General features: G+C 48.5%; 20 protein-coding genes. 16 read left to right on the top strand and 4 right to left on the bottom strand.

Features of this window, described 5'->3' with window-relative positions; genetic code table 11:
* The first annotated feature begins 448 nt into the window (after positions 1 to 448).
* Positions 449 to 2,791 (top strand): rhamnogalacturonan lyase, encoded by a 2,343-nt coding sequence (locus gpAD87_RS21070; protein WP_064641098.1) that lies wholly within the window; start codon positions 449 to 451, stop codon positions 2,789 to 2,791.
* A 247-nt stretch (positions 2,792 to 3,038) separates the two neighbouring features.
* On the opposite strand, the gene gpAD87_RS21065 is transcribed toward gpAD87_RS21070, so the two are convergent.
* On the bottom strand, positions 3,039 to 3,644 hold the full coding sequence (locus gpAD87_RS21065; protein WP_064640415.1) for a histidine phosphatase family protein: 606 nt from the start codon (positions 3,642 to 3,644) through the stop codon (positions 3,039 to 3,041).
* A 227-nt stretch (positions 3,645 to 3,871) separates the two neighbouring features.
* Between gpAD87_RS21065 and gpAD87_RS21060 the strand changes: the two genes are divergently transcribed.
* Together gpAD87_RS21060 and gpAD87_RS21055 are read left to right on the top strand one after the other, a co-directional pair.
* Positions 3,872 to 4,831, top strand: coding sequence for an AraC family transcriptional regulator (locus gpAD87_RS21060; RefSeq protein WP_064641096.1), 960 nt, complete (start codon positions 3,872 to 3,874; stop codon positions 4,829 to 4,831).
* Positions 4,832 to 5,062: 231 nt separating this feature from the next.
* A complete protein-coding gene (locus tag gpAD87_RS21055; RefSeq protein WP_064640413.1) occupies positions 5,063 to 6,568 on the top strand; it encodes an alpha-glucosidase/alpha-galactosidase in 1,506 nt (501 codons plus the stop codon).
* Between the two features lie 48 nt (positions 6,569 to 6,616).
* On the opposite strand, the gene gpAD87_RS21050 is transcribed toward gpAD87_RS21055, so the two are convergent.
* Entirely contained in the window at positions 6,617 to 7,051 is a 435-nt protein-coding gene (locus gpAD87_RS21050) for a hypothetical protein (protein ID WP_064640411.1), read from the bottom strand.
* 299 nt (positions 7,052 to 7,350) lie between these two features.
* Here gpAD87_RS21050 and gpAD87_RS21045 point away from each other — a divergent pair, with 299 nt between their 5' ends.
* The 7 genes from gpAD87_RS21045 (at position 7,351) to gpAD87_RS21015 (ending at position 11,956) form a co-directional block, all read left to right on the top strand.
* The gene (locus gpAD87_RS21045) at positions 7,351 to 7,710 is read left to right on the top strand and encodes a PadR family transcriptional regulator (RefSeq protein ID WP_064640409.1); all 360 of its coding nucleotides are present in this window, start codon (positions 7,351 to 7,353) and stop codon (positions 7,708 to 7,710) included.
* On the top strand, positions 7,707 to 8,399 hold the full coding sequence (locus gpAD87_RS21040; protein ID WP_064640407.1) for a permease prefix domain 1-containing protein: 693 nt from the start codon (positions 7,707 to 7,709) through the stop codon (positions 8,397 to 8,399). The genes gpAD87_RS21045 and gpAD87_RS21040 overlap by 4 nt, the downstream gene beginning before the upstream one ends.
* Positions 8,396 to 8,953, top strand: a complete 558-nt coding sequence (locus gpAD87_RS21035; protein WP_064640405.1) for a DUF4825 domain-containing protein — start codon at positions 8,396 to 8,398, stop codon at positions 8,951 to 8,953. Before gpAD87_RS21040 ends, gpAD87_RS21035 begins: the two co-directional genes overlap by 4 nt.
* Before the next feature lie 131 nt (positions 8,954 to 9,084).
* Complete coding sequence (locus gpAD87_RS21030; RefSeq protein ID WP_064640403.1) at positions 9,085 to 9,855, top strand: amino acid ABC transporter substrate-binding protein; 771 nt, start codon at positions 9,085 to 9,087, stop codon at positions 9,853 to 9,855.
* A 109-nt stretch (positions 9,856 to 9,964) separates the two neighbouring features.
* Entirely contained in the window at positions 9,965 to 10,624 is a 660-nt protein-coding gene (locus gpAD87_RS21025; RefSeq protein ID WP_064640401.1) for an amino acid ABC transporter permease, read from the top strand.
* Positions 10,625 to 10,686: 62 nt separating this feature from the next.
* Positions 10,687 to 11,442 (top strand): amino acid ABC transporter ATP-binding protein, encoded by a 756-nt coding sequence (locus gpAD87_RS21020; RefSeq protein ID WP_064640399.1) that lies wholly within the window; start codon positions 10,687 to 10,689, stop codon positions 11,440 to 11,442.
* A gap of 175 nt (positions 11,443 to 11,617) precedes the next feature.
* The gene (locus gpAD87_RS21015) at positions 11,618 to 11,956 is read left to right on the top strand and encodes a DUF4190 domain-containing protein (RefSeq protein ID WP_082935206.1); all 339 of its coding nucleotides are present in this window, start codon (positions 11,618 to 11,620) and stop codon (positions 11,954 to 11,956) included.
* Positions 11,957 to 12,082: 126 nt separating this feature from the next.
* Here gpAD87_RS21015 and gpAD87_RS21010 read toward each other — a convergent pair whose 3' ends face one another.
* Positions 12,083 to 14,269 (bottom strand): YhgE/Pip domain-containing protein, encoded by a 2,187-nt coding sequence (locus gpAD87_RS21010; RefSeq protein ID WP_064640396.1) that lies wholly within the window; start codon positions 14,267 to 14,269, stop codon positions 12,083 to 12,085.
* An 80-nt stretch (positions 14,270 to 14,349) separates the two neighbouring features.
* Positions 14,350 to 14,928, bottom strand: coding sequence for a TetR/AcrR family transcriptional regulator (locus tag gpAD87_RS21005; RefSeq protein WP_063567826.1), 579 nt, complete (start codon positions 14,926 to 14,928; stop codon positions 14,350 to 14,352).
* 280 nt (positions 14,929 to 15,208) lie between these two features.
* Between gpAD87_RS21005 and gpAD87_RS21000 the strand changes: the two genes are divergently transcribed.
* The 6 genes from gpAD87_RS21000 to gpAD87_RS20975 are packed head-to-tail and all read left to right on the top strand — an operon-like array spanning position 15,209 to position 20,996.
* A complete protein-coding gene (locus gpAD87_RS21000; protein WP_064640394.1) occupies positions 15,209 to 15,418 on the top strand; it encodes a tautomerase family protein in 210 nt (69 codons plus the stop codon).
* Positions 15,419 to 15,474: 56 nt separating this feature from the next.
* Positions 15,475 to 16,392 carry an ABC transporter permease gene (locus gpAD87_RS20995; protein WP_063567852.1) on the top strand — a complete coding sequence of 306 codons (918 nt, stop codon included), beginning with the start codon at positions 15,475 to 15,477 and terminating at the stop codon, positions 16,390 to 16,392.
* Between the two features lie 12 nt (positions 16,393 to 16,404).
* Entirely contained in the window at positions 16,405 to 17,283 is an 879-nt protein-coding gene (locus gpAD87_RS20990; RefSeq protein WP_064640391.1) for a carbohydrate ABC transporter permease, read from the top strand.
* 42 nt (positions 17,284 to 17,325) lie between these two features.
* Positions 17,326 to 18,363 carry a response regulator transcription factor gene (locus gpAD87_RS20985; RefSeq protein ID WP_064640389.1) on the top strand — a complete coding sequence of 346 codons (1,038 nt, stop codon included), beginning with the start codon at positions 17,326 to 17,328 and terminating at the stop codon, positions 18,361 to 18,363.
* On the top strand, positions 18,360 to 20,198 hold the full coding sequence (locus gpAD87_RS20980; RefSeq protein ID WP_064640387.1) for a cache domain-containing sensor histidine kinase: 1,839 nt from the start codon (positions 18,360 to 18,362) through the stop codon (positions 20,196 to 20,198). The genes gpAD87_RS20985 and gpAD87_RS20980 overlap by 4 nt, the downstream gene beginning before the upstream one ends.
* A gap of 30 nt (positions 20,199 to 20,228) precedes the next feature.
* On the top strand, positions 20,229 to 20,996 hold the full coding sequence (locus gpAD87_RS20975) for an SDR family NAD(P)-dependent oxidoreductase (protein ID WP_063567834.1): 768 nt from the start codon (positions 20,229 to 20,231) through the stop codon (positions 20,994 to 20,996).
* Positions 20,997 to 21,001 lie beyond the last annotated feature (5 nt).

Below are 21,001 nucleotides of genomic sequence, written 5' to 3'. Positions count from 1 at the left end.
TTCGTTAGATAAGAATTGGCGATGTGCCTGCCTGAATCTTACTTCGGACGGATTCGTTCGTCGGTTTGATTTCCTAAATTTCCTCTGAACAACACTGAATATTGATCGTTTTGGACGGATATTTGCCTATGTCACAGCAGGTGGGATGTCTATAATAATACCCGATGGGCAGGATGAAGCTGCTCTAATGGAGAGGGAATGGAAGGGGGACGGAGTCAAGGAAGTCTGTTCAGGAGAGCTATTCATTTATATTTTTGTAAGCGCATTCAGTAAAATTTGAAGGATATGAACGTCTGTATGGATTGACGGATGTCGCCACGATCCAAGCACAGCCATAGCATCACCTATTCTGTCTCAAGGAGAGTGAAGGTAGATGAAATCCAAAACATTAGCGCCGATACATAAAGGATCGGTTTCAGGTATGCACTCCAATCGCAGGAAGGTGCGTATGCCACTTGCAGTCAAAATGCTGTCTTCGGCACTAAGCGTTGCTTTGCTCGTTGCGGGAACAGCGGGTGCGAGCGGAGCAGCAGCTTCCAATGAGAACAGCGCCGCTGAGGCCAGCGTGCAGTCACATAAGGGAGGTAGTTCTTTGAAAGACATTCAGCTTGAGTATCTTGATCGGGGTCTGGTCGCGGCTTCTACTTCCGAGGGTGTTTTTCTCAGTTGGAGATTGCTTGGTGACGAGGCCACAGGGTATAGCGACAAAGGTCTGACAGGCACGGATTTCAACGTATATCGGGATGGCAAGAAGATTGCTACGGTCACTGACAGCACGAACTATGTTGATGCCTTAGGCAAATCGTCGTCCCGTTATGAAGTGGCATCGGTAAGCAAGAAGGGCAAGGAGAGTAAACACAGTGCATCCGTCAAACCTTGGGCGAACGGCTACGTCGATATCCCTTTGCAAAAACCGGCCGATGGTGTGACGCCAGTGGGAGAAGCGTACTCGTATTCTGCGAATGACATGAGTGTGGGCGATGTGGACGGGGACGGTCAGTATGAGTTTTTTGTAAAATGGGACCCTTCTAACTCCAAGGATGTTTCGCAAAAAGGCTACACCGGTAAAACGTACGTGGATTGTTACACGCTGGACGGACAATTGTTGTACCGGATCGATCTCGGGGTCAACATCCGTTCGGGTGCTCATTATACACAGATGCTCGTTTATGACTTTGACGGGGATGGCAAGGCTGAGATGATGTTCAAGACCGCACCGGGAACCAAGATTATTCAATATAACAAAAAAGGAAAGGTCACTTCCGAGAAATACATCACCCTTCCGAAGCAGGATCGTAAGGCAGGTTATTCCAACGAAGATGATTACCGTTTAAGTGCAGATGGCTACTATGATCATGTCGTGGATATGTTCAAAAACTGGCATAAACATGAAGAAGTTGTGAAGGGAAACTGGCCTGCTACGTTGGAGGAAGCTTTTGGGATTGAGAAAAAGTATAGTTATCCATTGTCTCAGAAGGATGCTGAGAGCTTGGCCGATTACTTCATCGATGTGTATGCACCAAGCCGCAGTGACAAGAACGAGCTGCGCAAGTTCGAAGGCTTTATCGTCGATGGACCTGAGTATGTAACGGTGTTCGAAGGAGAGTCAGGCAAAGAGCTGGAGACCATTCCTTATGAGCCGGGACGGCAGGACGATGGGTTGATGTGGGGTGATTACGCAATGGCGCGTATTGAACCAGCGAACCGGGTAGATCGTTTCCTAGCAGGCGTGGCATATCTAGATGGAAAGAAACCGTCTGCGATCTTTGCACGCGGGTACTACACACGTTCGACCATGGTTACCTACAACTGGGATGGCAAAAAGCTCAAGCGTGAATGGAAAGTGGACAGTGGCTGGACACCGATGAAGAACCCATTCAATGACGGTCCGCATGGGGTGGACGGTACAGATCCGGTGTATGGCTCAATTACAACACAAGGCGCGCACTATTTCAGTGTCGCTGATGTGGATGGAGACGGTAAACAGGAGATTGTGTACGGCTCAGCCACGATTGATCATGATGGCAGTGTGCTGTACAGCTCCAAGGATCTGATGCCTGCGGAGAGTGCTGCTCCGGGAACAATTGCACGTCTGGGCCATGGGGATGCGCTTCATGTAGCGGATATCGATCCGGATCGTCCGGGGCTGGAGATTTTCATGGTGCATGAGGGTGGTCCTTGGGCGCCATACGGATATTCCCTGCGGGATGCGAAGACTGGGGAAGTGATCTATGGCGGGTACACGGGCAAAGACACTGGACGCGGCATGATCGGTGATGTGGACCCAACCCTCCGCGGATTGGAGACATGGGCTGTAGGATTGTGGACAGCCAGCGGTGAGAAAATAAGCGATAAGGCTCCCGGCACGAATATGAATATTCGCTGGGCCGCTGATATGACAACTCAAATCGTGGACGGTGCCATTAATGTCACGCCTACGATTAAGGATTGTAATCGGGGAACTCTGCTGACCGCGAACGGCACGTTGACCAACAATTATACCAAGGGTACGCCATCTCTCGTAGCGGATATCTTCGGGGACTGGCGGGAAGAGATGCTGGTGAGAACCGAGGACAGCTCGGCGATCCGCATCTACCTGAGCACCGAGAAGACTGACCGTAAACTGTACACGCTGATGCACGATGCGATGTATCGTGTCGGCATTGCTGGACAGAACAGTGGATACAATCAGCCGTCCTACCCATCCTTCTACATGGCATCGGATATCGATTGGTCGAAGGTTACGCTGCCGAAGTTTCACACGCCCAAGTCGGGTAAGGGTGGAAAGTGAGATTTGAGAAGTGTCCCAATCCTCAGATGATCATATGATGGTTGGGGTTTGAGGACGTAATACCAGTATGTTGATACTGTTGAACGTATTTGGAAAACCTAAATCCAAGTGTTTCCAACAGTATTATTTCGTTATAGAAATTGTTTACTGTTGTATTAAGAAGCTCTGGAGTAACCTCAGTGCGTTAGGCGTACGGGAGGTTACCCGGAGTTTTTTTGATATGGGTATACTGAAGCAACAGACGGAATCATCCTTCCAAATGTGCTACAGATGCAAAATCTTGAATGGTGTACTTCCCGTTTTCATGAATCAATGTGGTGATGGAGCATTCGGGAATCAGCTGACTTTGCATGGCGATAAAATCAGGATGCCAGACGTTAAGTTCATGCTCTGGGAATGAGTTTACTAGAAAATCCGTAATTAACCCGCCATGAGTAACGATAACGATGTGGCTATCTGGTGGCACTACATTCGTCAATTCCGTTAGGAAAGAGGCCAAACGTTCGCCTGCCTGCTTAGAGGAATCACCCACAGGTGGGAGGTAGTTTGGATCAATTGTGCATCTGTCCCACATCGCGATGAATTCTTCAAAGGTTTGTTCAGGCAGGTCACCCCAGTTGGCGCGTTCCCGCAGACGCGGTTCTTCCATCACTGTAACGTTTGTTTGGTGAGCAATATGCGTCGCAGTGTCGATCGCTCTTCGAAGTGGGCTTGCAATGATTTTGGTGACAGGTACGTTAGCCAAATGAAGTGCTGTCGACTTAGCTTGTGCTACTCCTTCGGATGTAATGGGAACATCACCGATACGCTTTTCTTTTAATGCATGCCTCACCAGATAAAATGTAGTTTTCATAGTATCAAGACCTCCTTATTATAGATTGGATAAAACAAAATTAATTAGATTTATAGCTAATTATATAATCATCTAATTTATGATCGCAATGTTTTTTCATTTGCACGGGTGAAATACATCGCTGAGAATTGCTACAATGGAGAAAAGTGAGGATCGTTGCAGCAACGGAGGTGCAGGCATTGGAAGCAAAACATTGGACAGGCAGTCTGTTTCAGGAGAAACTGCGCATGGAGGATTATGGACCGCGTTTCTACGCGTATTATTACAAGCAATGGGACAACTACCAGATGTCCTATCACGATCATGATTCCACGGAGATCATGTACATTATTTCGGGAATGTGCCGGGTCGATGTACAGATGCAGGATGGCAGCTCGGAACAGGCAGTATTGAAAAAAGGGCAGTTCATTCTGCTGGACGCGGGGGTTCCACACCGTCTGCTGGTAGAGGATGGCGTCCCGTGCCGCATGCTCAATGTGGAATTTGGAGTTTCCAGATCGCAGCCAGGCCAGCCTTCCATTCGCCAGCTCGCACTGGAAGAGGAGGAAGTCCATGCTTTTCTAGCACAAGCCACGCCTTATCTGGTTTTGCCTGACCCGGAAGAGGTGTACCACATTATGAAAAGCCTAGTGCTGGAGCTGGATCAGCGTGGACTGATGGAGCAGGGACGATCTTCTGCACCTATGCGGATTATTCCGCCGGAGGAACGCTCTCATCATCGCGAATCCCGTGATCTAAAGTCGCCTGAACAAGGTACGCTGGTACGCACGTTGTTTATCCAACTGCTGGTGCGGGTCGCACGACTTCGCGGGGAAATCAACCGAAGTGCGTTGGATCAGACGGAACTGTACGTGAAACGGACGATTGAATTCATGCATCACAATATGGATCGCAATATTCAAATGAAGGATATCGCGGCAGCGGTGAATCTGCATCCAGGCTATTTGCACCGTATTTTTCGCCAATACACGAAGCGCACGCCTACCGATTATCTCACGATGCTCCGAATGGAAAAGGCGAAGATGCTGCTGCAACAGACCGATATTCCAATCTCCGAAATTTCCGATTACGTGGGCGTGGGGAGCAGACAGTATTTTCATATGTTGTTCAAGAAATATACAGGCCGAACTCCGGTTGAATTCCGTTCCTCGATGGAGCGACATGTCAGTCATTATCCACTGGAATAATAGGGGGAATAGATACTCTGTTTTTATCTGAGCAGGATAGGCTGGATGATCTTCGGACACAAAAGTGAGGATTTTTGACAGCTACTTCGTGAACTGGTCATGATTTTGATAACGCTTCCTTATGTACCGTTGTTACAATGATTTCATCAGGCAACTTCAATTCAATGCAAGTGTTACTGAATGAAGTCATTAACCGAAGCCAATCGTTTCGGATTACGGGAGGAACTGTGCATGTCGTTTAAAGTGGCATTTATCGGGGCAGGTAGTATCGGATTTACCCGGGGGTTGCTGCGGGATTTACTCGCGGTACCTGAATTCAACAATATTGAGATTGCGTTCTGTGATATCAATCAGCACAATCTGGACATGGTTACGGAGCTGTGTCAGCGCGATATTCGCGAGAATGGACTGAATATTCAGATTCAGCCGACAACAGACCGGAGAGAAGCGCTCAAGGACGCGAAGTATGTACTGTGTACAATCCGTGTGGGCGGGTTGGAAGCTTTTGCAACCGATGTGGATATTCCGCTCAAATATGGGGTAGATCAATGTGTTGGCGATACGTTGTGTGCAGGTGGGATTATGTACGGCCAGCGCGGAATTGCTGAGATGCTCGACATCTGTAAAGATATTCGTGAGCAAAGCGCACCGGATGTGCTGCTCCTCAATTATTCCAACCCAATGGCTATGCTAACTTGGGCCTGCAACAAGTATGGCGGTGTTAACACGATTGGACTATGTCACGGCGTACAGCACGGGCATCACCAGATTGCTGAAGCGTTTGGACTGAAAATGAATGAAGTGGATATCGTATGTGCCGGGATTAATCATCAGACCTGGTACATCAAGGCATCCCATGAAGGTAAAGACCTTACGGGTGATTTGCTCGAAGCCTTCGAGAAACATCCAGAGTATAGCCGTACCGAGAAAGTGCGGATTGATATGCTGCGCCGATTTGGTTATTACAGTACGGAATCGAATGGTCACCTAAGCGAATATGTGCCTTGGTACCGCAAACGTCCAGAGGAGATCAAGGAATGGATTGATCTGGACAGCTGGATTAATGGCGAGACAGGTGGATATTTGCGTGTGTGTACAGAGGGCAGAAATTGGTTTGAGACTGATTTCCCGAACTGGATGAAGGATGAACCGATGCAATTTGCCCCGGAAAAACGAGGTGGAGAACATGGTTCCTACATTATAGAAGGGTTGGAAACGGGACGCGTATACCGCGGACACTTCAATACCGTCAATAACGGTGTGATCTCCAATCTGCCGGATGATGCGATCATCGAAGCACCGGGATATGTGGACCGTAACGGCATTTCGATGCCACATGTAGGCGACCTGCCACTCGGCCCGGCTGCCGTGTGTAATGTGAGCATTTCCGTACAACGGCTTGCGGTTGAAGCTGCGGTACATGGTGACGACAAACTATTGCGTCAGGCGTTCATGATGGACCCACTCGTAGGTGCGGTATGTAATCCAAAAGAGATCTGGCAAATGGTTGACGAGATGCTGGTCGCCCAAGCCGAATGGTTGCCACAATATGGTGATGCGATTGCTGCGGCAGAAGCAAGACTTGCTGCAGGCAACCTGATTCCAACGAAGGAATATGAAGGTGCTGCACGTCTCAAAGTGAAAACCGTTGAGGAGATGCAGCAGGATCGCGATGCCGCCAACAAAAATGCGGGTGAATCGGATAAAGGGAAAGACCGCGAGAAAGTGCAGCAATAGATAAAAATGAGTAGGGCCTCTCCGAAATTGGAGGGGCCTTGTTTGGTTCTATTTTTTTTCGACACCACGGATTACAAAGGCAAAAGAGGAATCACCCAAGGAAACCTGCGAATTTTTTGGGGAAGACCAGCCGATAAAGGCTCCATAATAATGAGTACCTTTTTCCTGTGCAAACTGGAATGATCCTTCTCGGAAAGAGATGGGACGTGCCTCCCCGTTCACATATTCAACCAGAGTGAATTCGTTAGGCGGTACATCCGTACTCAAGTTAATAGATATGTTCTCGCCCACCAACACCGAGACAGGTACTTTACCTTCCAGCAATTCCACATCACCTGCATAGTCAGCACACATACCTCCCCAGCAATAACTGCCCTGTACAGCTGGAATAGAGATGCCGCTTTCGCTCTGGATAGTTGGCGTAGGCAGTTCCTGGGGTAAGTTGGGTCCAGATTCCTTAGCGTTCTCCTCTAGTGAACTCAATTCAGCTTCCTTTGTATCTGGCGATGGGAGAGAGGGAGGTTCGTTTGTGCCGTTACTTGGAGTAGGATTACAGCCGGATAATATCAGCAAAGTTGTAAGGAACACGAGTGAAGCCAACGTTCTTATAGTAATGATAAATTTTATTTTACCCACCTCCCTAATATCTTCCAGACGAAGAACAAGAGAGGAATGTTGCTCATTGAAATGTATATTTACCATGCGATACATATTACCTTTACAGACATAGTAATATGTCTTATAGTATACCTAGGATTGAAGAAAGTCGGTGAAGCTGGCAGATGGATGAACAAGCGATTAACAGTGACCTGATTCGAGGCAACATTGACCCCATTATTCTGAGTGTACTTATACCGAAGGATAACTACGGCTATAGCATTATTAAGGAAATTTATCGCAAGAGTGGAGAACGGTTTGAATTAAAGGAACCGACACTCTATTCCAGTCTGAAAAGGCTGGAGAAGAGTGGATATGTGGAATCCTACTGGGGGGAAGAGACCCAGGGAGGACGACGCAAATATTACCGGATTACAACACAGGGGCAGGAAGCTTACACACAGCAAGTTCACGCTTGGCACGCAGCCAAAACATTGATTGACTGCATGATTATTTCCGGGGAAAAGGGAGATGAAGGGATATGACATTGGAAGCTCGCATTACCCGCCATGTGAATCGTCTGTTCAATCATGCGCAGGATACATTAGCTAATCAGGAGTTAAAAGAAGAGATTCACAGTAATCTCGCTGCACGAATTGAAGATTATATGGAGCAGGGGATGGACGAGGATCAGGCTTTTCAGACTGCCATTCAGCATGTGGTTGGCATGGATCAGATCATGAGTGATCATCGCAGAGTTCGACGCGTTCCTTATTGGACGGCGGTGTTGCAGTCTGCCTTGATCTATAGTCTTATTGCCTGGATCATTACGATTCCAATGAGAGTCATGGTCCAGGGCGCAACCATTAACAACTTGCTTATGATCATGAGTGTGATTGTTGGTGGAGCGTATGTATTTTACATGATGAAAAATAGAAATACTTCGACTGATCCAGAAGACACTACCGTTATTCGTACACCTGTGTTCTTGCAATGGACGCGCAGAGTGTGGTGGTTATGGGCAGGGCTCATCGTTGTGTTATGGGGTACACAGGCGGCGCTGCGATTTGGAAGCAACATCTGGTATAGTCGACCGATTCAGGTAGAGGGGCCCTATCAATTTACGGTAATCGCGATTGCCTTTGCCATACCTTTATTAAGTATTATTATCCCTTTGATCGTGCAGAGGGCGTATCGGATCGTGGGCAAGTATGAGGCAGGTGATGTCGTATGACGGGAAAGAATAAATGGATTATTGCATTGGTCATGCTCGGCATTTTTGGTGTTATTGTGGTTGAGGGCGTCGTTAATCCCAGAATAGAGGCGAAGCAATCGCAGTATGAAGCAGAGCAGCAAGATCCGTTGACCCATGATTTTGCGGCATTGGCGAAATATCGCAGTCCTTATATGGGCGACTTCTCTAATCTCAGCCATTTGAATCAAGCCTTGCCTCTAAACGGCCGATTGAATGGGTATCAGTTGGTTCCAGAGACATTTACGGCTCAAATCAATTACAGGATAGATACCAGCGAGATGAAGCCCGAAGAGTTGGAACGAATACTTGTTTATAATGCTGCTGCCAATTTTGTATGGATTGATAATTTGGAGCATGTGCTTTATTCATTGGAGGATGTTCAATATACTTTGAGCCGTGAGGCTGCCCAGCAATGGGCTGGAACGGAATTGAAGAACCTTCAGGAACCTAAGGAGTGGGATACATTGGTGCGTAAGAAGCTGGTGGAGCCCGCGCAAGTGAACGAGGCTTTTTCACAAATTGTTGACAATTAAGTTGGTTCAAAGATAAGGAAAAGGTAAGAGGCTCGACTCTTCTCCTATGCTATGTTATTATAAGACTCTGATAACGTGGTAACGAACTAAAGCGTTTGGGTTTTGGTTATAGACATGGAGGGGTTAGAGAGATGAGAAAACAAGCGATATTTCTATTATTGATCAGCATATGCATGATTGTTGTTGCGGGATGTTCCAGCTCGGGAAGCAAAGATGATAATGCCATTATTGTGGGGATAGATGATAAATTCGCTCCAATGGGCTTCCGGGACGACAAGAATGAAATTGTTGGTTTTGATATTGACTATGCCAGAGCGGCAGCAGAGAAAATGGGTAAAGAAATTACGTTCCAGCCCATTGATTGGTCTTCCAAAGAATCGGAGTTGAACAGCGGCCGCATCGACCTGATCTGGAACGGGTACACAATTACGGATGAGCGGAAAGATAAAGTGCTGTTCACGAAGCCATATCTGGAGAACAGTCAGGTTGCAGTCACACTCGCGGACTCACCGATTACGAAGCTGGATGAACTGGATGGCAAAAATGTAGGATTGCAGGCCTTGTCTTCTGCGGCAGATGCACTCGCGGCAAGTCCTCTGAAGGATAAAGTGAATGCTTCCGAATTCCCGGACAACGTACTGGCCCTGACCGATCTCAAGACGAAACGTTTGGATGCTGTCATCATCGACGAAGTGGTCGCGAGATATTACATGTCCAAGGAAGAGGGAACGTTCAAACTGCTGGATGAATCCCTTGCTCCGGAACAATACGGCATTGGTGTGAAAAAAGGCAATGAAGAACTGCTGAATCAGCTGCAAAAAGCATTGGATGAGCTGAATACCGATGGCACAGCGGCCGAGATTTCCACCAAATGGTTTGGTGAAGATGAAGTTTTGAAATAGGATCAGGCCACTTGCCTGACATATGTAGTAAACAACATGACCCCGGATTCCAAAAAGGAGCAACTCTCCTGCGGAATGCGGGGTTAACAGATTAGAGGAGCCGATTGCGATGAGCTGGGAGTATTTGTTGGGCGTCATGAAGCCCATGCTTGAAGGGGCACAGACCACGATCTTTTTATTTTTGCTGGCCATTATAGTGTCTGTACCACTTGGATTTGGAGTAACCTTATTGATGAAAAGCCGATTCAAGCCGTTGGCATGGATCGCTCATACGTACGTATATGTGATGCGGGGCACGCCGCTTATGCTTCAACTGTTGTTCTTTTGCTTCGGTCTGCCGCTGCTTCCAGGGGTAGGGGAGTATCTTGTATTTGACCGCTTTACGGCGGCAGCGTTGGCCTTTATTTTGAATTATGGTGCGTACTTTGCCGAGATTTTCAGAGGTGGATTGCTCTCGATTGATAAAGGACAACATGAAGCTGCACAGGTACTGGGTCTAAGCAAATGGCAGACGATGACGAAAGTCATCATCCCGCAGATGATCCGGGTTGTACTGCCTGCGACGGCGAACGAGTCCATTACGTTAATTAAAGATACGGCGTTGCTGTATGCAGTTGCCGTACCCGAGTTGCTCCATTATGCACAGGCCGCAGTAAACCGGGATTTCCGTCTGACGCCGTTCCTGGTTGCAGGTATTATTTATTTGTTGCTGACCATGGTACTCACCTTGTTCTTCAAGGCACTGGAGAAACGTTATACATTTGAGTAAAAACGAACGGAACAGAAGTTTATGAAGTTATCCAATCTCATCAATTAAAGGACTGTCTGCATATGACACATATTATAGAAGTGAATCAAATAAGAAAATCATTCGGCACACTTGATGTGCTGAAGCAGGTAACGTTCAACGTGGAGCCGGGTGAGGTCATTGCCGTGATCGGACCTTCCGGTTCGGGTAAAAGTACGATGCTGCGCAGCCTGATTCATCTTGAGGATATTTCAGGTGGGACTATTCGCATTCAAGGGCAGGCGCTGGCTGAGAACGGATCGTATGCAGGTGCCGCGGATATTCGGAAGATTACGGATCGTATGGGCATGGTCTTTCAGCATTTTAACCTGTTTCCGCATCTGACGGTACAGGCGAATCTGGAACTGGCACCGAAGACGTTGAAAAAAGAAAGCTCAGCGATCATCCGGCAGCGAAGTCTGGAGTTGCTCGGTAAAGTAGGGCTGTCTGACAAGGCGGATGCTTATCCCGCTAACCTGTCCGGTGGACAGAAACAGCGCGTAGCGATTGCACGCGCACTGATGATGCAACCCGACATTCTGCTGTTCGACGAGCCGACCTCGGCACTCGATCCCGAGCTGACCGGAGAAGTGCTGCGTGTCATCAAGCAGCTGGCACAGGAGAATATGACGATGATGATCGTCACCCATGAGATGAGCTTTGCCCGCGATGTTGCGGATCGCGTCTTCTTCATGGATAACGGCGAAATCGCCGAGGCGGGTCCGCCGGAGCAGATCTTCGGCAATGCCAAGCTGGAGCGCACGCGAACGTTCTTGCAGCGGGTGGAAGTGGAAGGGTAGAGGTTAAGATGAGTTAAGATATGGATTTAACGAGATCCGGATTCGTTAGATCGACGAAAGTCGACGATGGATCCGGATTTTTTTAATAAAATCGGAATATTTACAAATAATGGAGCATATTTTTCCAGTTAATCAAGTATAATAAGACTACTTAATAAACAGGGAGGATTTACCTTTGGATCAACGTCACAATGATGTGGATCGTTATTATAGCGATCCGCTTCCGCAACCACCTTATGTAGTACCAAAAACCAATAGCAAGTCTATCGCAGCTCTTGTCTTGGGGATTTTGTCAGTGATAATTCCATACTTGGGATTTCTGATAGGTATTGTTGCTATCGTATTTGCATCTATTTCTCTTAAAGAAATCAAGCTTCGTATGGAACAAGGAAGAGGACTCGCTATTGCTGGTCTCGTCTGTGGCATCATCGGCACGGCGATTTATGCAATTATCATTTTGTTCATCCTGGCTGCCGCCTTCTTCTACGTTAGCACCGATATATCTACATATTAGAATGATAAGGATAGTGGATAAAAAATTGCCTCTTTACTAAAAAAGCAAGGCCATGTATAAGCAAACACCCGCTGTTGTTGTGGCGAGGACGTTGCTTACAACATGCCTTGCTTTTTATTTTCCATCTTATACGTGAAGCACTGCCTCACTATTTACTTCTTCGACCTCACTCGTGCGATGCACCATGAAATAGGCAAAGGTAGCTGTCAGGCCAATCACAGCAAAGATGCACAGAATTCCGAGCTGATCCCACGCCACACTGAACTGTCCACTCGAAATAACAGCTTTATACCCGGTTACAGAATAGGTCATCGGCAGCCATGGATTGAATCCTTTCAGCCAGTTCGGAATGAGCTCCAACGGGAATGTACCTGCACTGGTGGTGAGTTGGAAGATTAACATGAGAATCGCCAGGAAGCGGCCGGGATTCTCTAACCAAGTAACCAGAGCCTGAATGATATACATGAAGGTCAGGCTGGTAACGAAACTGAATAAAAGGAACAAAGGCACGCTTTGGACTTCCAGGCCCAAGCCGGACAAGACAAGCCAGGAAGCGAGCAAGGACTGCACGGCACTCATGATCGTGAAAGCCAGCGTTCTGCTCACAAAACGATTCCAGCCACTCGCATCGGTAACCGAGCTGCTGCGTGTTGGTACAACCAGCGTTGCAATCAACGCCCCGACAAACAGTCCCAATGACAGGAAGTATGGTGAGAATCCTGTACCATAGTTGGGCACTTCATTATGTTTATGTTCATCCACCTGAACGGGCTCTGCGTACATCGTTACGAGTTCATCCGTCTTTTTCACACTACCCGTTTGATCGGCGGCATCATTCAGTTTGGTGGCAAGCTCACCAGAGCCGTCGGTCAATTTGGAGGTACCTTCTTTTAAATCTCCAGCGCCATCATCCAGCTTGCGGGAACCGTCTGCAATGGTGGTGATTCCGTCTGAAAGTTGGTTCAACCCATCAACCAGTTTTCCTGCACCTGCGTTTAATTGACTCGAACCCTCTGAAAGTTTGGCTCCGCCAGCGGCAGCCTCAGACAACTTGGAGTTGAACTGCTGGAGGCCAGTCGCAAGCTGTACCTGTCCAGCGGATAATTGCGATGCTCCTTCTAGAAGCCGCTGCTCACCCTGCACTAACTGGCTGCTGCCTTGGTGCAGCTGCTGTTGAGCAGCTTGCAGGTTTTGGCTGCCTTCGAGCAATTGCTGTCCACCTTGATATACCTGTTCGCTACCAGCGGCAACGGCCTGGCTTGCTGCCAGCAACTGCTGTACAGCCGGGTTAGCAGCTAACTCTGGACTGGCTTCAGCTAATTGGACAAGACCTTGCGCAACGGCCTTGGCACCTTCACTTACTTTGCCACTGCCTCCGACTGAAGTCTGCAATCCAGCGGTCAGCTTGGCACTGCCTTCCTCGGTTGCTGCCAGTCCAGCATCCAATTTTGCGGCTCCTTCCTGAGCAGATTGAATCCCAGCCTGTAATTTTTTGCCGCCAGCTTCAGCCTGTGCTGCTCCGTCACCAAGCTTCGTACCTGCTGCCGCCAATTGGGACAAACCATTGGAAAGGGAGCTGGCTCCCGTATGAAGCTCACCAATACCCTGAGCTAAGGTGTCCGTGCCTTCTTTTAACGGGGCAATGCCTGTTTCGAGTTGGTCGGTTCCATCCGCCAGTTTGGATAGGTTCTCTTTCAGCTTCGAGGCACCTTCATCCAGCTTAACCGCACCCTCATTAATTTGACCTGCGCCATCTCCGGCATCCGCCAAACCGCTAGAGATCTTCTCCACCTGGTCGAGCAACGTTTCAGTATACGATTCCGTCACTTTGGCCGAGACTTTGGATTTAATCTGTTTGACCGCTGTCCCGCCAATCTGCCCCGCTAGGAAGTTGTATCCTTCATTGGGTTCATAGATCAGCTCTGCCGGTTGTGGATGGTCATCCATCAGAGTGGTTGCTTTTGCGGAAAAATCCGCCGGAATAACAATTGTCATATAATACGTGTTGTCTTCCATGCCTTTCTCGGCTTCTTCTCGGGTCACAAATTGCCAGTTGAAGTCATCACTTTTTTTCAATTCATCGACCAGATTCTGTCCGACTTCCAGCGATTTGTCATTGTAGGTTGCCCCCTGATCCGTGTTGACCACGGCGACAGGCAGTTCATTCATTTTGCCGTAAGGGTCCCAGAACGCATTGAGGAACAGACCGCTATACAGTACCGGAATGAACAGCACCACGAGAATCGGAATAAATACTTTTGGCTTCTTGAAGGCGGATTTCAAATCCTGCCCAAATACAGTGAATGATTTCATCATGTTCTCTCCCCATCATTACGCTACTCGGTTGCTATATCTATCTCTAATCGATAAAGGATTCATATTCACATCTTTCTTTATGTAGGGGATAGTCCACTTTTGAGAAAGAGGCCCACGAAATCCTTGATCTGATCCTTATGCAGCGAAGGATGCGCTTTGTTCCAATCGGAAGTTAAGGTGACATACAGCTTCAGCAGGACAAAAGAGACCAGTCTGGGATCGTCTTCACGAATCTGCTCTAGTTCCATGGCGCGCTGAACTTGACGTTCTAAATATTCGAGAATGGCTGTCTCTACTTTCTGCAAACCTTCTTTCGCCTGAGGCGTGCCGAACTCGTTCACCTCCTGAAACAGCTTGATTAACAGCTCATGTTCCTCTCTATACTCCAGCAAAGCGTCCATGCTCTGGTGTACGTTCTCAAGAAATGGTTTGTCGTCCTGCACAGTTTGCTCTGTAATCCGCTTCATATCAGTAATGATCGAGTGGAGGATTTCTCCGAACAGTTCTTCCTTATTCTCGAAAAAAGTATAGATCGTACCTTTGCCCACATTGGCCAGTCTCGCAACTTGCTCCATTGTGGTGGCTTTGTATCCAAACAACGCGAACGATTTCTCAGCAGAGTCAATGACCTGCTGCCTTCGATCGATAGTTTTCATGGCATATGCACCTCCTGATCGTATGCAATGATAAAAGACAACTCAGAGTTGACCGAATTACTTATTTGGTCAATTGGTCGTAAACAAATGTATCATTGAATGGGGAGGAAGGAAGTGATGTTTGTCATAAGCCCATCCGAAATATTAGCCCTCTACCATCATCCCCACCTAAAGAAAACACAAGTGAACGAAAAGACAGTCCATTGTTGCTCTCTCACAGGAACGCTAAGATGAGGTTGTTGAAGCGTTTACATTATATGGTGAAGGGAGCTTAACTCGGATGCCAGAAATTACGATCAAGCTGTATGAAGGCAGGACGGATGAGCAAAAGCAGGAGATAGTGGAGGTGTTCACACGCGAGCTCTCGCGTATTATCGACCGTGAGCCAGATTATATTTCTGTTGAATTCAATGAAATCCCATGGGACGAGAACGTTCCTGATAATTTGAAAGCCATGCAATCACAGAAGCAAGGAGGGGAGAAGACGTGAAGCCGGCGGACATCGGGCCGCCAAGCCGGGGAACAGCCAGACTTCACTCGTCTGGTCTGGGCACTCGGCTCGGAGATGCGGGACGTTATCTTTGGCGATACCGGATACTATATCTGCTCTCCGTACCGGGCATCCTGTATTTTTTCCTTTTCAAATATGTGCCTCTGTTCGGCTCGATCATTGCTTTTCAGAACTACAACATTTTCAAAGGCATCACCGGAAGTGATTGGGTAGGCCTGGAGCATTTCCAGAAGATGTTCAGCCATTATGACTTTTTACGAATTCTCAACAACACACTTCTGCTCGGACTATATGATCTGGTGATTGCATTCCCGGTTCCGATCTTACTGGCCATTCTGCTGAATGAAGTACGCATGATTGTGTTTAAGCGTTTGTTGCAAACGATTGTTTACATGCCTCACTTTCTGTCCTGGGTCGTCATTAGTGGTATCTTCATGGGTATTTTCTCGATGGATGCCGGGGTGGTGAACAAGGCACTTGGATTTCTGGGCATGCAACCGATCTACTTTCTTGGAGAAGACTCTTACATTCGTTCCATTCTGATCGGTTCGGGGATTTGGCGGGATTCCGGTTACGGCACAATTATTTTCCTGGCTGCCATTGCGGGAATTAATCCCGATCTGTATGAGGCGGCAGAGGTGGATGGAGCCGGACGTTTGAAGCAAATATGGTCGATTACTCTGCCATCATTACTGCCGACAATTATGATCTTGTTGCTACTGCACATCGGAAAGTTCCTCGATCTGGGCTTTGAGCGGGTGTTCGTATTCCTGAATCCACTCAATCTGGAATCGGGTGAAATTCTCGATACGTATATCTACAAAGCTGGCCTGCTCTCACAGCAATACAGCTATACAACGGCCATCGGGTTGTTCAAGTCGGTCGTGGGTTTGATGCTTGTTCTACTCGGTAATTTTTTCAGCAAAAAAACAACCGGCGAAAGCCTGTACTAGGAGGCGAGATTGATGCATACCCCCAGTGTCCGTTACCGTATATTCCGCATTGGAAATCTCGTTTTTCTTACGCTGCTCTCGTTGACGATGATTCTGCCTTTCATTAATGTGCTGGCTCAATCTCTTAGCAGCTCGGAAGCGATCATGGGCGGAAAGGTCAGCTTCTGGCCTGTTGCTTTTACCTGGATCAATTATGAATATGTATTCGGCGATGCTTCGTTCTGGCGGGCCTTTGCGGTATCCGTTGGTGTGACGCTGTTTGGTACGCTGGTCAATCTCGCTGCAACGGCATCGCTGGCGTATCCCGTTTCCCGTCCAGAGTACAAGGGACGCTCTGTAGTCGTCATGTTTGTCCTGGTGACCGTTGTATTCTCGGCGCCGCTCATTCCGAACTTCATCTTGATGAAAGAACTGCATCTGGTCAACAATCCGCTGGTACTGATTGTGCCAGGAGCGATTAATGCCTTTAACTTTTTCGTCATGCGCTCGTTCTTCGCACAGCTACCGGGTGAACTGATCGACGCTGCCCGCATCGATGGCTGTGGAGAATTCGGCATCATCTGGCGTATCGTCATCCCATTGTCCAAACCGGCCATGGCATCACTCGGCATTTTCTATGCGGTGGGCCACTGGAACGCCTATTCCACCGCGCTTTATTATCTGAATGATCCGGCCTGGTGGCCGATCCAGGTAACACTCAAGAAGCTGTTTGAGAGTGACGATATTTCCGTCGACCCAGGTTCTGCCGTCTACAGCACCCTTGCACATACATCGCCGGAAGGCATCAAAATGGCAACCATCATCATCGCCACCTTGCCGATTATTATCATTTACCCTTTCCTGCAAAAGCATTTTGTAAAAGGAATCATGGTCGGCTCCGTCAAATCTTAAGTACAAGAAGCATACAGATCTGACGGAAACGGGGGAATGGCGATGTTCAGAATCTTGATTACGGACGATGAGCCGATGATTCGGATGGGTCTGGCGAAGATGATCAAGCAAGCGGGACTGTTCGACTGTGAGATTCGGCAGGCTGCGCATGGGGAAGAGGCCCTTCAGGTGGTAGAGGCCTTTCGGCCACACATCCTGTTTACGGATATCCGCATGCCAACGATGGATGGTATTGAGCTATGTCGACGTTTATCCGAGCAAGGCAGTACGATGCGCATTATTGTGGTTTCCGGTTATTCGGACTTTGAATATGCAAGAGCCTGTATGGATTATGGAGTAAAGCGATATCTGCTGAAGCCTGTGGGACGACAGGAGCTGCATGAACTGCTGCTCAAATTGTTGGCAACCGAAGAAGATAAACCTACGGTTTCCCTTGTACCCGTGAGAGAGCTGAATGATTGGGCGATGCGTCTGGAAGAGGCCATATGGGAGCTGAGACAATCAGATGTCACGGAGCTGCTCGCAGCATGGTCTGGTCGTTACCCGTCATATTCCTTGATGCCTGAGCAGACAGCGGAGCTTTTTCAGGAATTGCTGGAATTGATTGTGGCCCGCATGAACGCACGTGGCAACGGAACGATGAGTACATCCTGCGAGATGAATGAAAGCGCTTCCTCTAAAGAATGCTTTGAGGCGCTGGGCAACGAGATCCACACGTTAATGAAGACGATCAAGGAAAAGCGCAGTGGCAAGCGCAAGCATCCAGTGGAAGAAGCAAAAGCCTATCTGGAGAAGCACTTGCGTCGCGAAGTTTCACTGGACGAGATTGCTGCTAAGCTGGGCCTTAACCCGTCCTACTTTAGCCAACTATTCAAGCAGACGACAGGCCAGACCTTTATCCAATACCGGATACGCAGCAAAATGGAACTGGCCAAACGCATGCTGGAACAGCCGGGCAACCGGATTACTGATATTTCCTACGAAGTGGGGTATGCGGACCATCCCCATTTTACGAAGACATTTAAGAAAATTACCGGACTGACCCCGTCCGAATATCGTAGCAAGTTGGGCATTGAATGATGAAGCGCAGCCTGTCCATCCGCCTGTTCTTTCATTTTGCCGTCGTGATTACGTTGTCTCTGTCCGCCATCGGCCTGTTTACCTATACCTATGCCTCGACTGAAATGAACGACCAGCTTGCGGACAACATCGCCCAAACGATGCGCAATACGGCGTACCAGACTGATCTGTATTTGCAAAATTATGATCGTGCAACCTACTCCATTCTCTCGAACGGAAGTGTGAAGCATTTCCTCGATATGAATTCGGAGGACAGTTATGCCTATTACGAGTACAGCCGTCAGATTAAGACGAACGTGTTCCCGCCTGTTTTTATGTTATACCCACAGATCAAGTTCCTGTATGTTATCGGGGATAACGGGCGTGTTGTGATTGATGACAACCAGAATTCAGCTGGCATACCGGATATCGACGCGGCACAGCAATATAAGGAGTTGCTGGCTGCAACCCCTGCAAATGGAGAATCGACGTTGCTTACCCGCAGTATTCGCAGTGGACAGAGCGCCAATGTGATTACGATCGCTCGCCGGATTAGAGGGGTATCCTCCTATACGCCAAACGGAGTACTGGCGATGGAAGTAAATGTGCTGGAGCTTGACAAAATATGGGGAGAACTCGACCTCGGTCAAGGTGGGTATCAGTATGTGATGGATCAGAACGGAACTGTAATCTACACACCCGGGGACGAAGAGGCGCAGACAGCGATGGCGTCCAACACTGTGAATAGGCTTATGCACATGGAGGCAGGATCACTGGAACAGAACACGGATGGCACCAAACGGCTGCTCATATCGGAGCTTTCTGCATATTCGGGTTGGCGTTTTGTCGCTTCCGTGCCGCTGTCGGAGCTGCAAAGACCGATTGCAACGATCCGTTCAGCCACATTATGGGTTGGTGCAGGGACCTTGCTCGCCGCGCTTGTCGTGGCCTACCGGATTGGAGCATCTCAAGTGGAACCTATTCGTGTGCTGATGAACGGAATGAGACAGACGGAGAAGGGAATCTGGAACAAGGTGGAGATGAAGGAAAGGCGCGATGAAATTGGTGTGCTGATCCGCAGCTATAATCTGATGGTCAGCCGCCTGTCGGACATGATTGAGAGTGTATACGAGTCGGAGCTGCGCCGCCAGAAGTCGGAAATCGAGCTTCAGCAGGAGGCGCTGGAACGGCACCGTGCGGAATTTCAGGCGCTTCAGTTGCAGATCAATCCGCATTTTCTCTACAACACACTGGAAACGATCAAATGTTATGCCGTCGTACAAGACTCCGAAGAAATTGCACAGATGGTGGAATCCATGGCTCATATGCTCCGTTATTCCATTCAGACCAATCTGGAGGAAATTACGGTTGCCAATGAGCTGAAGCATGTGCTCGCCTACCTTTCCATCATGAAACATCGCATGGATCGAGAGCTTGAAGTGGAGGTTATCATTGCGCCGGATCTGTTGTTGGAAAAAATGGTTCGACTCACCCTTCAGCCACTGGTGGAAAATGTGTTACAACACGCATTTCCGCGAGGCATGGAGCCCGGTCACTTTATCCGTATCGATGCTCGGCGCCTGGAAGATCGCTTTCTTGTCATTGTCCAGGATAACGGTATGGGCATGAGCGAGGAACGCCTGGAGAAGCTGCGTGACCGTCTGGAATTGAATCGTCTGGCAGGCGAAGATTCCGATGATGTCTACCATCGCGGAGGCATCGGACTCATGAATGTCCATCGGCGGATTCAGCTTGTATTTGGAGAAACGTATGGCTTGATGATTGAGAGTAAGCGAGGTTTGGGAACGACCATTACGATGGCGCTTCCCGCAGATCAGCATAGCAAGCGGATTTAATTAAATTTATAACAGGGAGGAAGATAGAACATGAATATCAACTTGCAGAACAAAATTGCGCTGGTTACCGGCTCTAGCGGAGGAATTGGTGCTGCCATTGCTGGGGCATTGGCTCGTTGCGGAGCAAAGGTGGCTGTGAATGGCCTGCATAATATGGATCGGGCGGAGGAGGTAGTGGCCGCCATCCGGGATGCTGGCGGTGAAGCAGCTGCATTTCAGGCAGATGTGACCGATACGAATGCCATAGAATCAATGGTTGGGGAGATTACGCTCCGCTTTGGCGGTCCGATTGATCTGTTGATTAATAATGCAGGGCATCTGGTGGAACGAAGCCCCATTGAAACGATGAGCGAGGAGCTTTACAGCCGGATTATGGATGTCAATCTGAAGAGCGCCGTATTTGTCTCCAAAGCGGTCATTCCTGGTATGAAAGCGGCTGGAGGCGGCCGAATTATCAATCTGACCTCGGTAGCGGCTCATAATGGGGGCGGTCCGGGTGCAGCTATTTACGCAGCCTCCAAGGCGGCTGTCATTGCGTTAACCAAAGGACTTGCCAAAGAACTGTCTCCTGGCGGGATTACAGTTAATGCCCTATCACCGGGCTTCATCGGGCAAACGGCATTCCACGCAACGTTCACCTCGGCGGAAGGTCGATCTTCTGCGGTAAGCAGCATCCCACTTGGACGGGAAGGGACTCCCGATGATGTCGCAGGAGCGGCGCTATACCTGTGTTCCGAGCTGGGTTCTTTTATAACCGGAGAAACGATTGAAATCAATGGCGGAATGTACATGCGTTGATGCTA

The organism is Paenibacillus sp. AD87 (genome assembly GCF_001659845.1).
Lineage (GTDB): Bacteria > Bacillota > Bacilli > Paenibacillales > Paenibacillaceae > Paenibacillus > Paenibacillus marchantiae.
The sequence above is the reverse complement of the archived record's forward strand: the minus strand, read 5'-3'. Positions and strand labels throughout refer to the sequence as shown.

Coding starts and splice junctions, on each gene's coding strand:
- gpAD87_RS21070 (WP_064641098.1), top strand. CDS start 449: ATGCCACTTGCAGTCAAAATGCTGTCTTCGGCACTAAGCGTTGCTTTG.
- gpAD87_RS21065 (WP_064640415.1), bottom strand. CDS start 3,644: ATGAAAACTACATTTTATCTGGTGAGGCATGCATTAAAAGAAAAGCGT.
- gpAD87_RS21060 (WP_064641096.1), top strand. CDS start 3,872: ATGGAGGATTATGGACCGCGTTTCTACGCGTATTATTACAAGCAATGG.
- gpAD87_RS21055 (WP_064640413.1), top strand. CDS start 5,063: ATGTCGTTTAAAGTGGCATTTATCGGGGCAGGTAGTATCGGATTTACC.
- gpAD87_RS21045 (WP_064640409.1), top strand. CDS start 7,351: ATGGATGAACAAGCGATTAACAGTGACCTGATTCGAGGCAACATTGAC.
- gpAD87_RS21040 (WP_064640407.1), top strand. CDS start 7,707: ATGACATTGGAAGCTCGCATTACCCGCCATGTGAATCGTCTGTTCAAT.
- gpAD87_RS21035 (WP_064640405.1), top strand. CDS start 8,396: ATGACGGGAAAGAATAAATGGATTATTGCATTGGTCATGCTCGGCATT.
- gpAD87_RS21030 (WP_064640403.1), top strand. CDS start 9,085: ATGAGAAAACAAGCGATATTTCTATTATTGATCAGCATATGCATGATT.
- gpAD87_RS21025 (WP_064640401.1), top strand. CDS start 9,965: ATGAGCTGGGAGTATTTGTTGGGCGTCATGAAGCCCATGCTTGAAGGG.
- gpAD87_RS21020 (WP_064640399.1), top strand. CDS start 10,687: ATGACACATATTATAGAAGTGAATCAAATAAGAAAATCATTCGGCACA.
- gpAD87_RS21010 (WP_064640396.1), bottom strand. CDS start 14,269: ATGAAATCATTCACTGTATTTGGGCAGGATTTGAAATCCGCCTTCAAG.
- gpAD87_RS21005 (WP_063567826.1), bottom strand. CDS start 14,928: ATGAAAACTATCGATCGAAGGCAGCAGGTCATTGACTCTGCTGAGAAA.
- gpAD87_RS21000 (WP_064640394.1), top strand. CDS start 15,209: ATGCCAGAAATTACGATCAAGCTGTATGAAGGCAGGACGGATGAGCAA.
- gpAD87_RS20990 (WP_064640391.1), top strand. CDS start 16,405: ATGCATACCCCCAGTGTCCGTTACCGTATATTCCGCATTGGAAATCTC.
- gpAD87_RS20985 (WP_064640389.1), top strand. CDS start 17,326: ATGTTCAGAATCTTGATTACGGACGATGAGCCGATGATTCGGATGGGT.
- gpAD87_RS20980 (WP_064640387.1), top strand. CDS start 18,360: ATGATGAAGCGCAGCCTGTCCATCCGCCTGTTCTTTCATTTTGCCGTC.
- gpAD87_RS20975 (WP_063567834.1), top strand. CDS start 20,229: ATGAATATCAACTTGCAGAACAAAATTGCGCTGGTTACCGGCTCTAGC.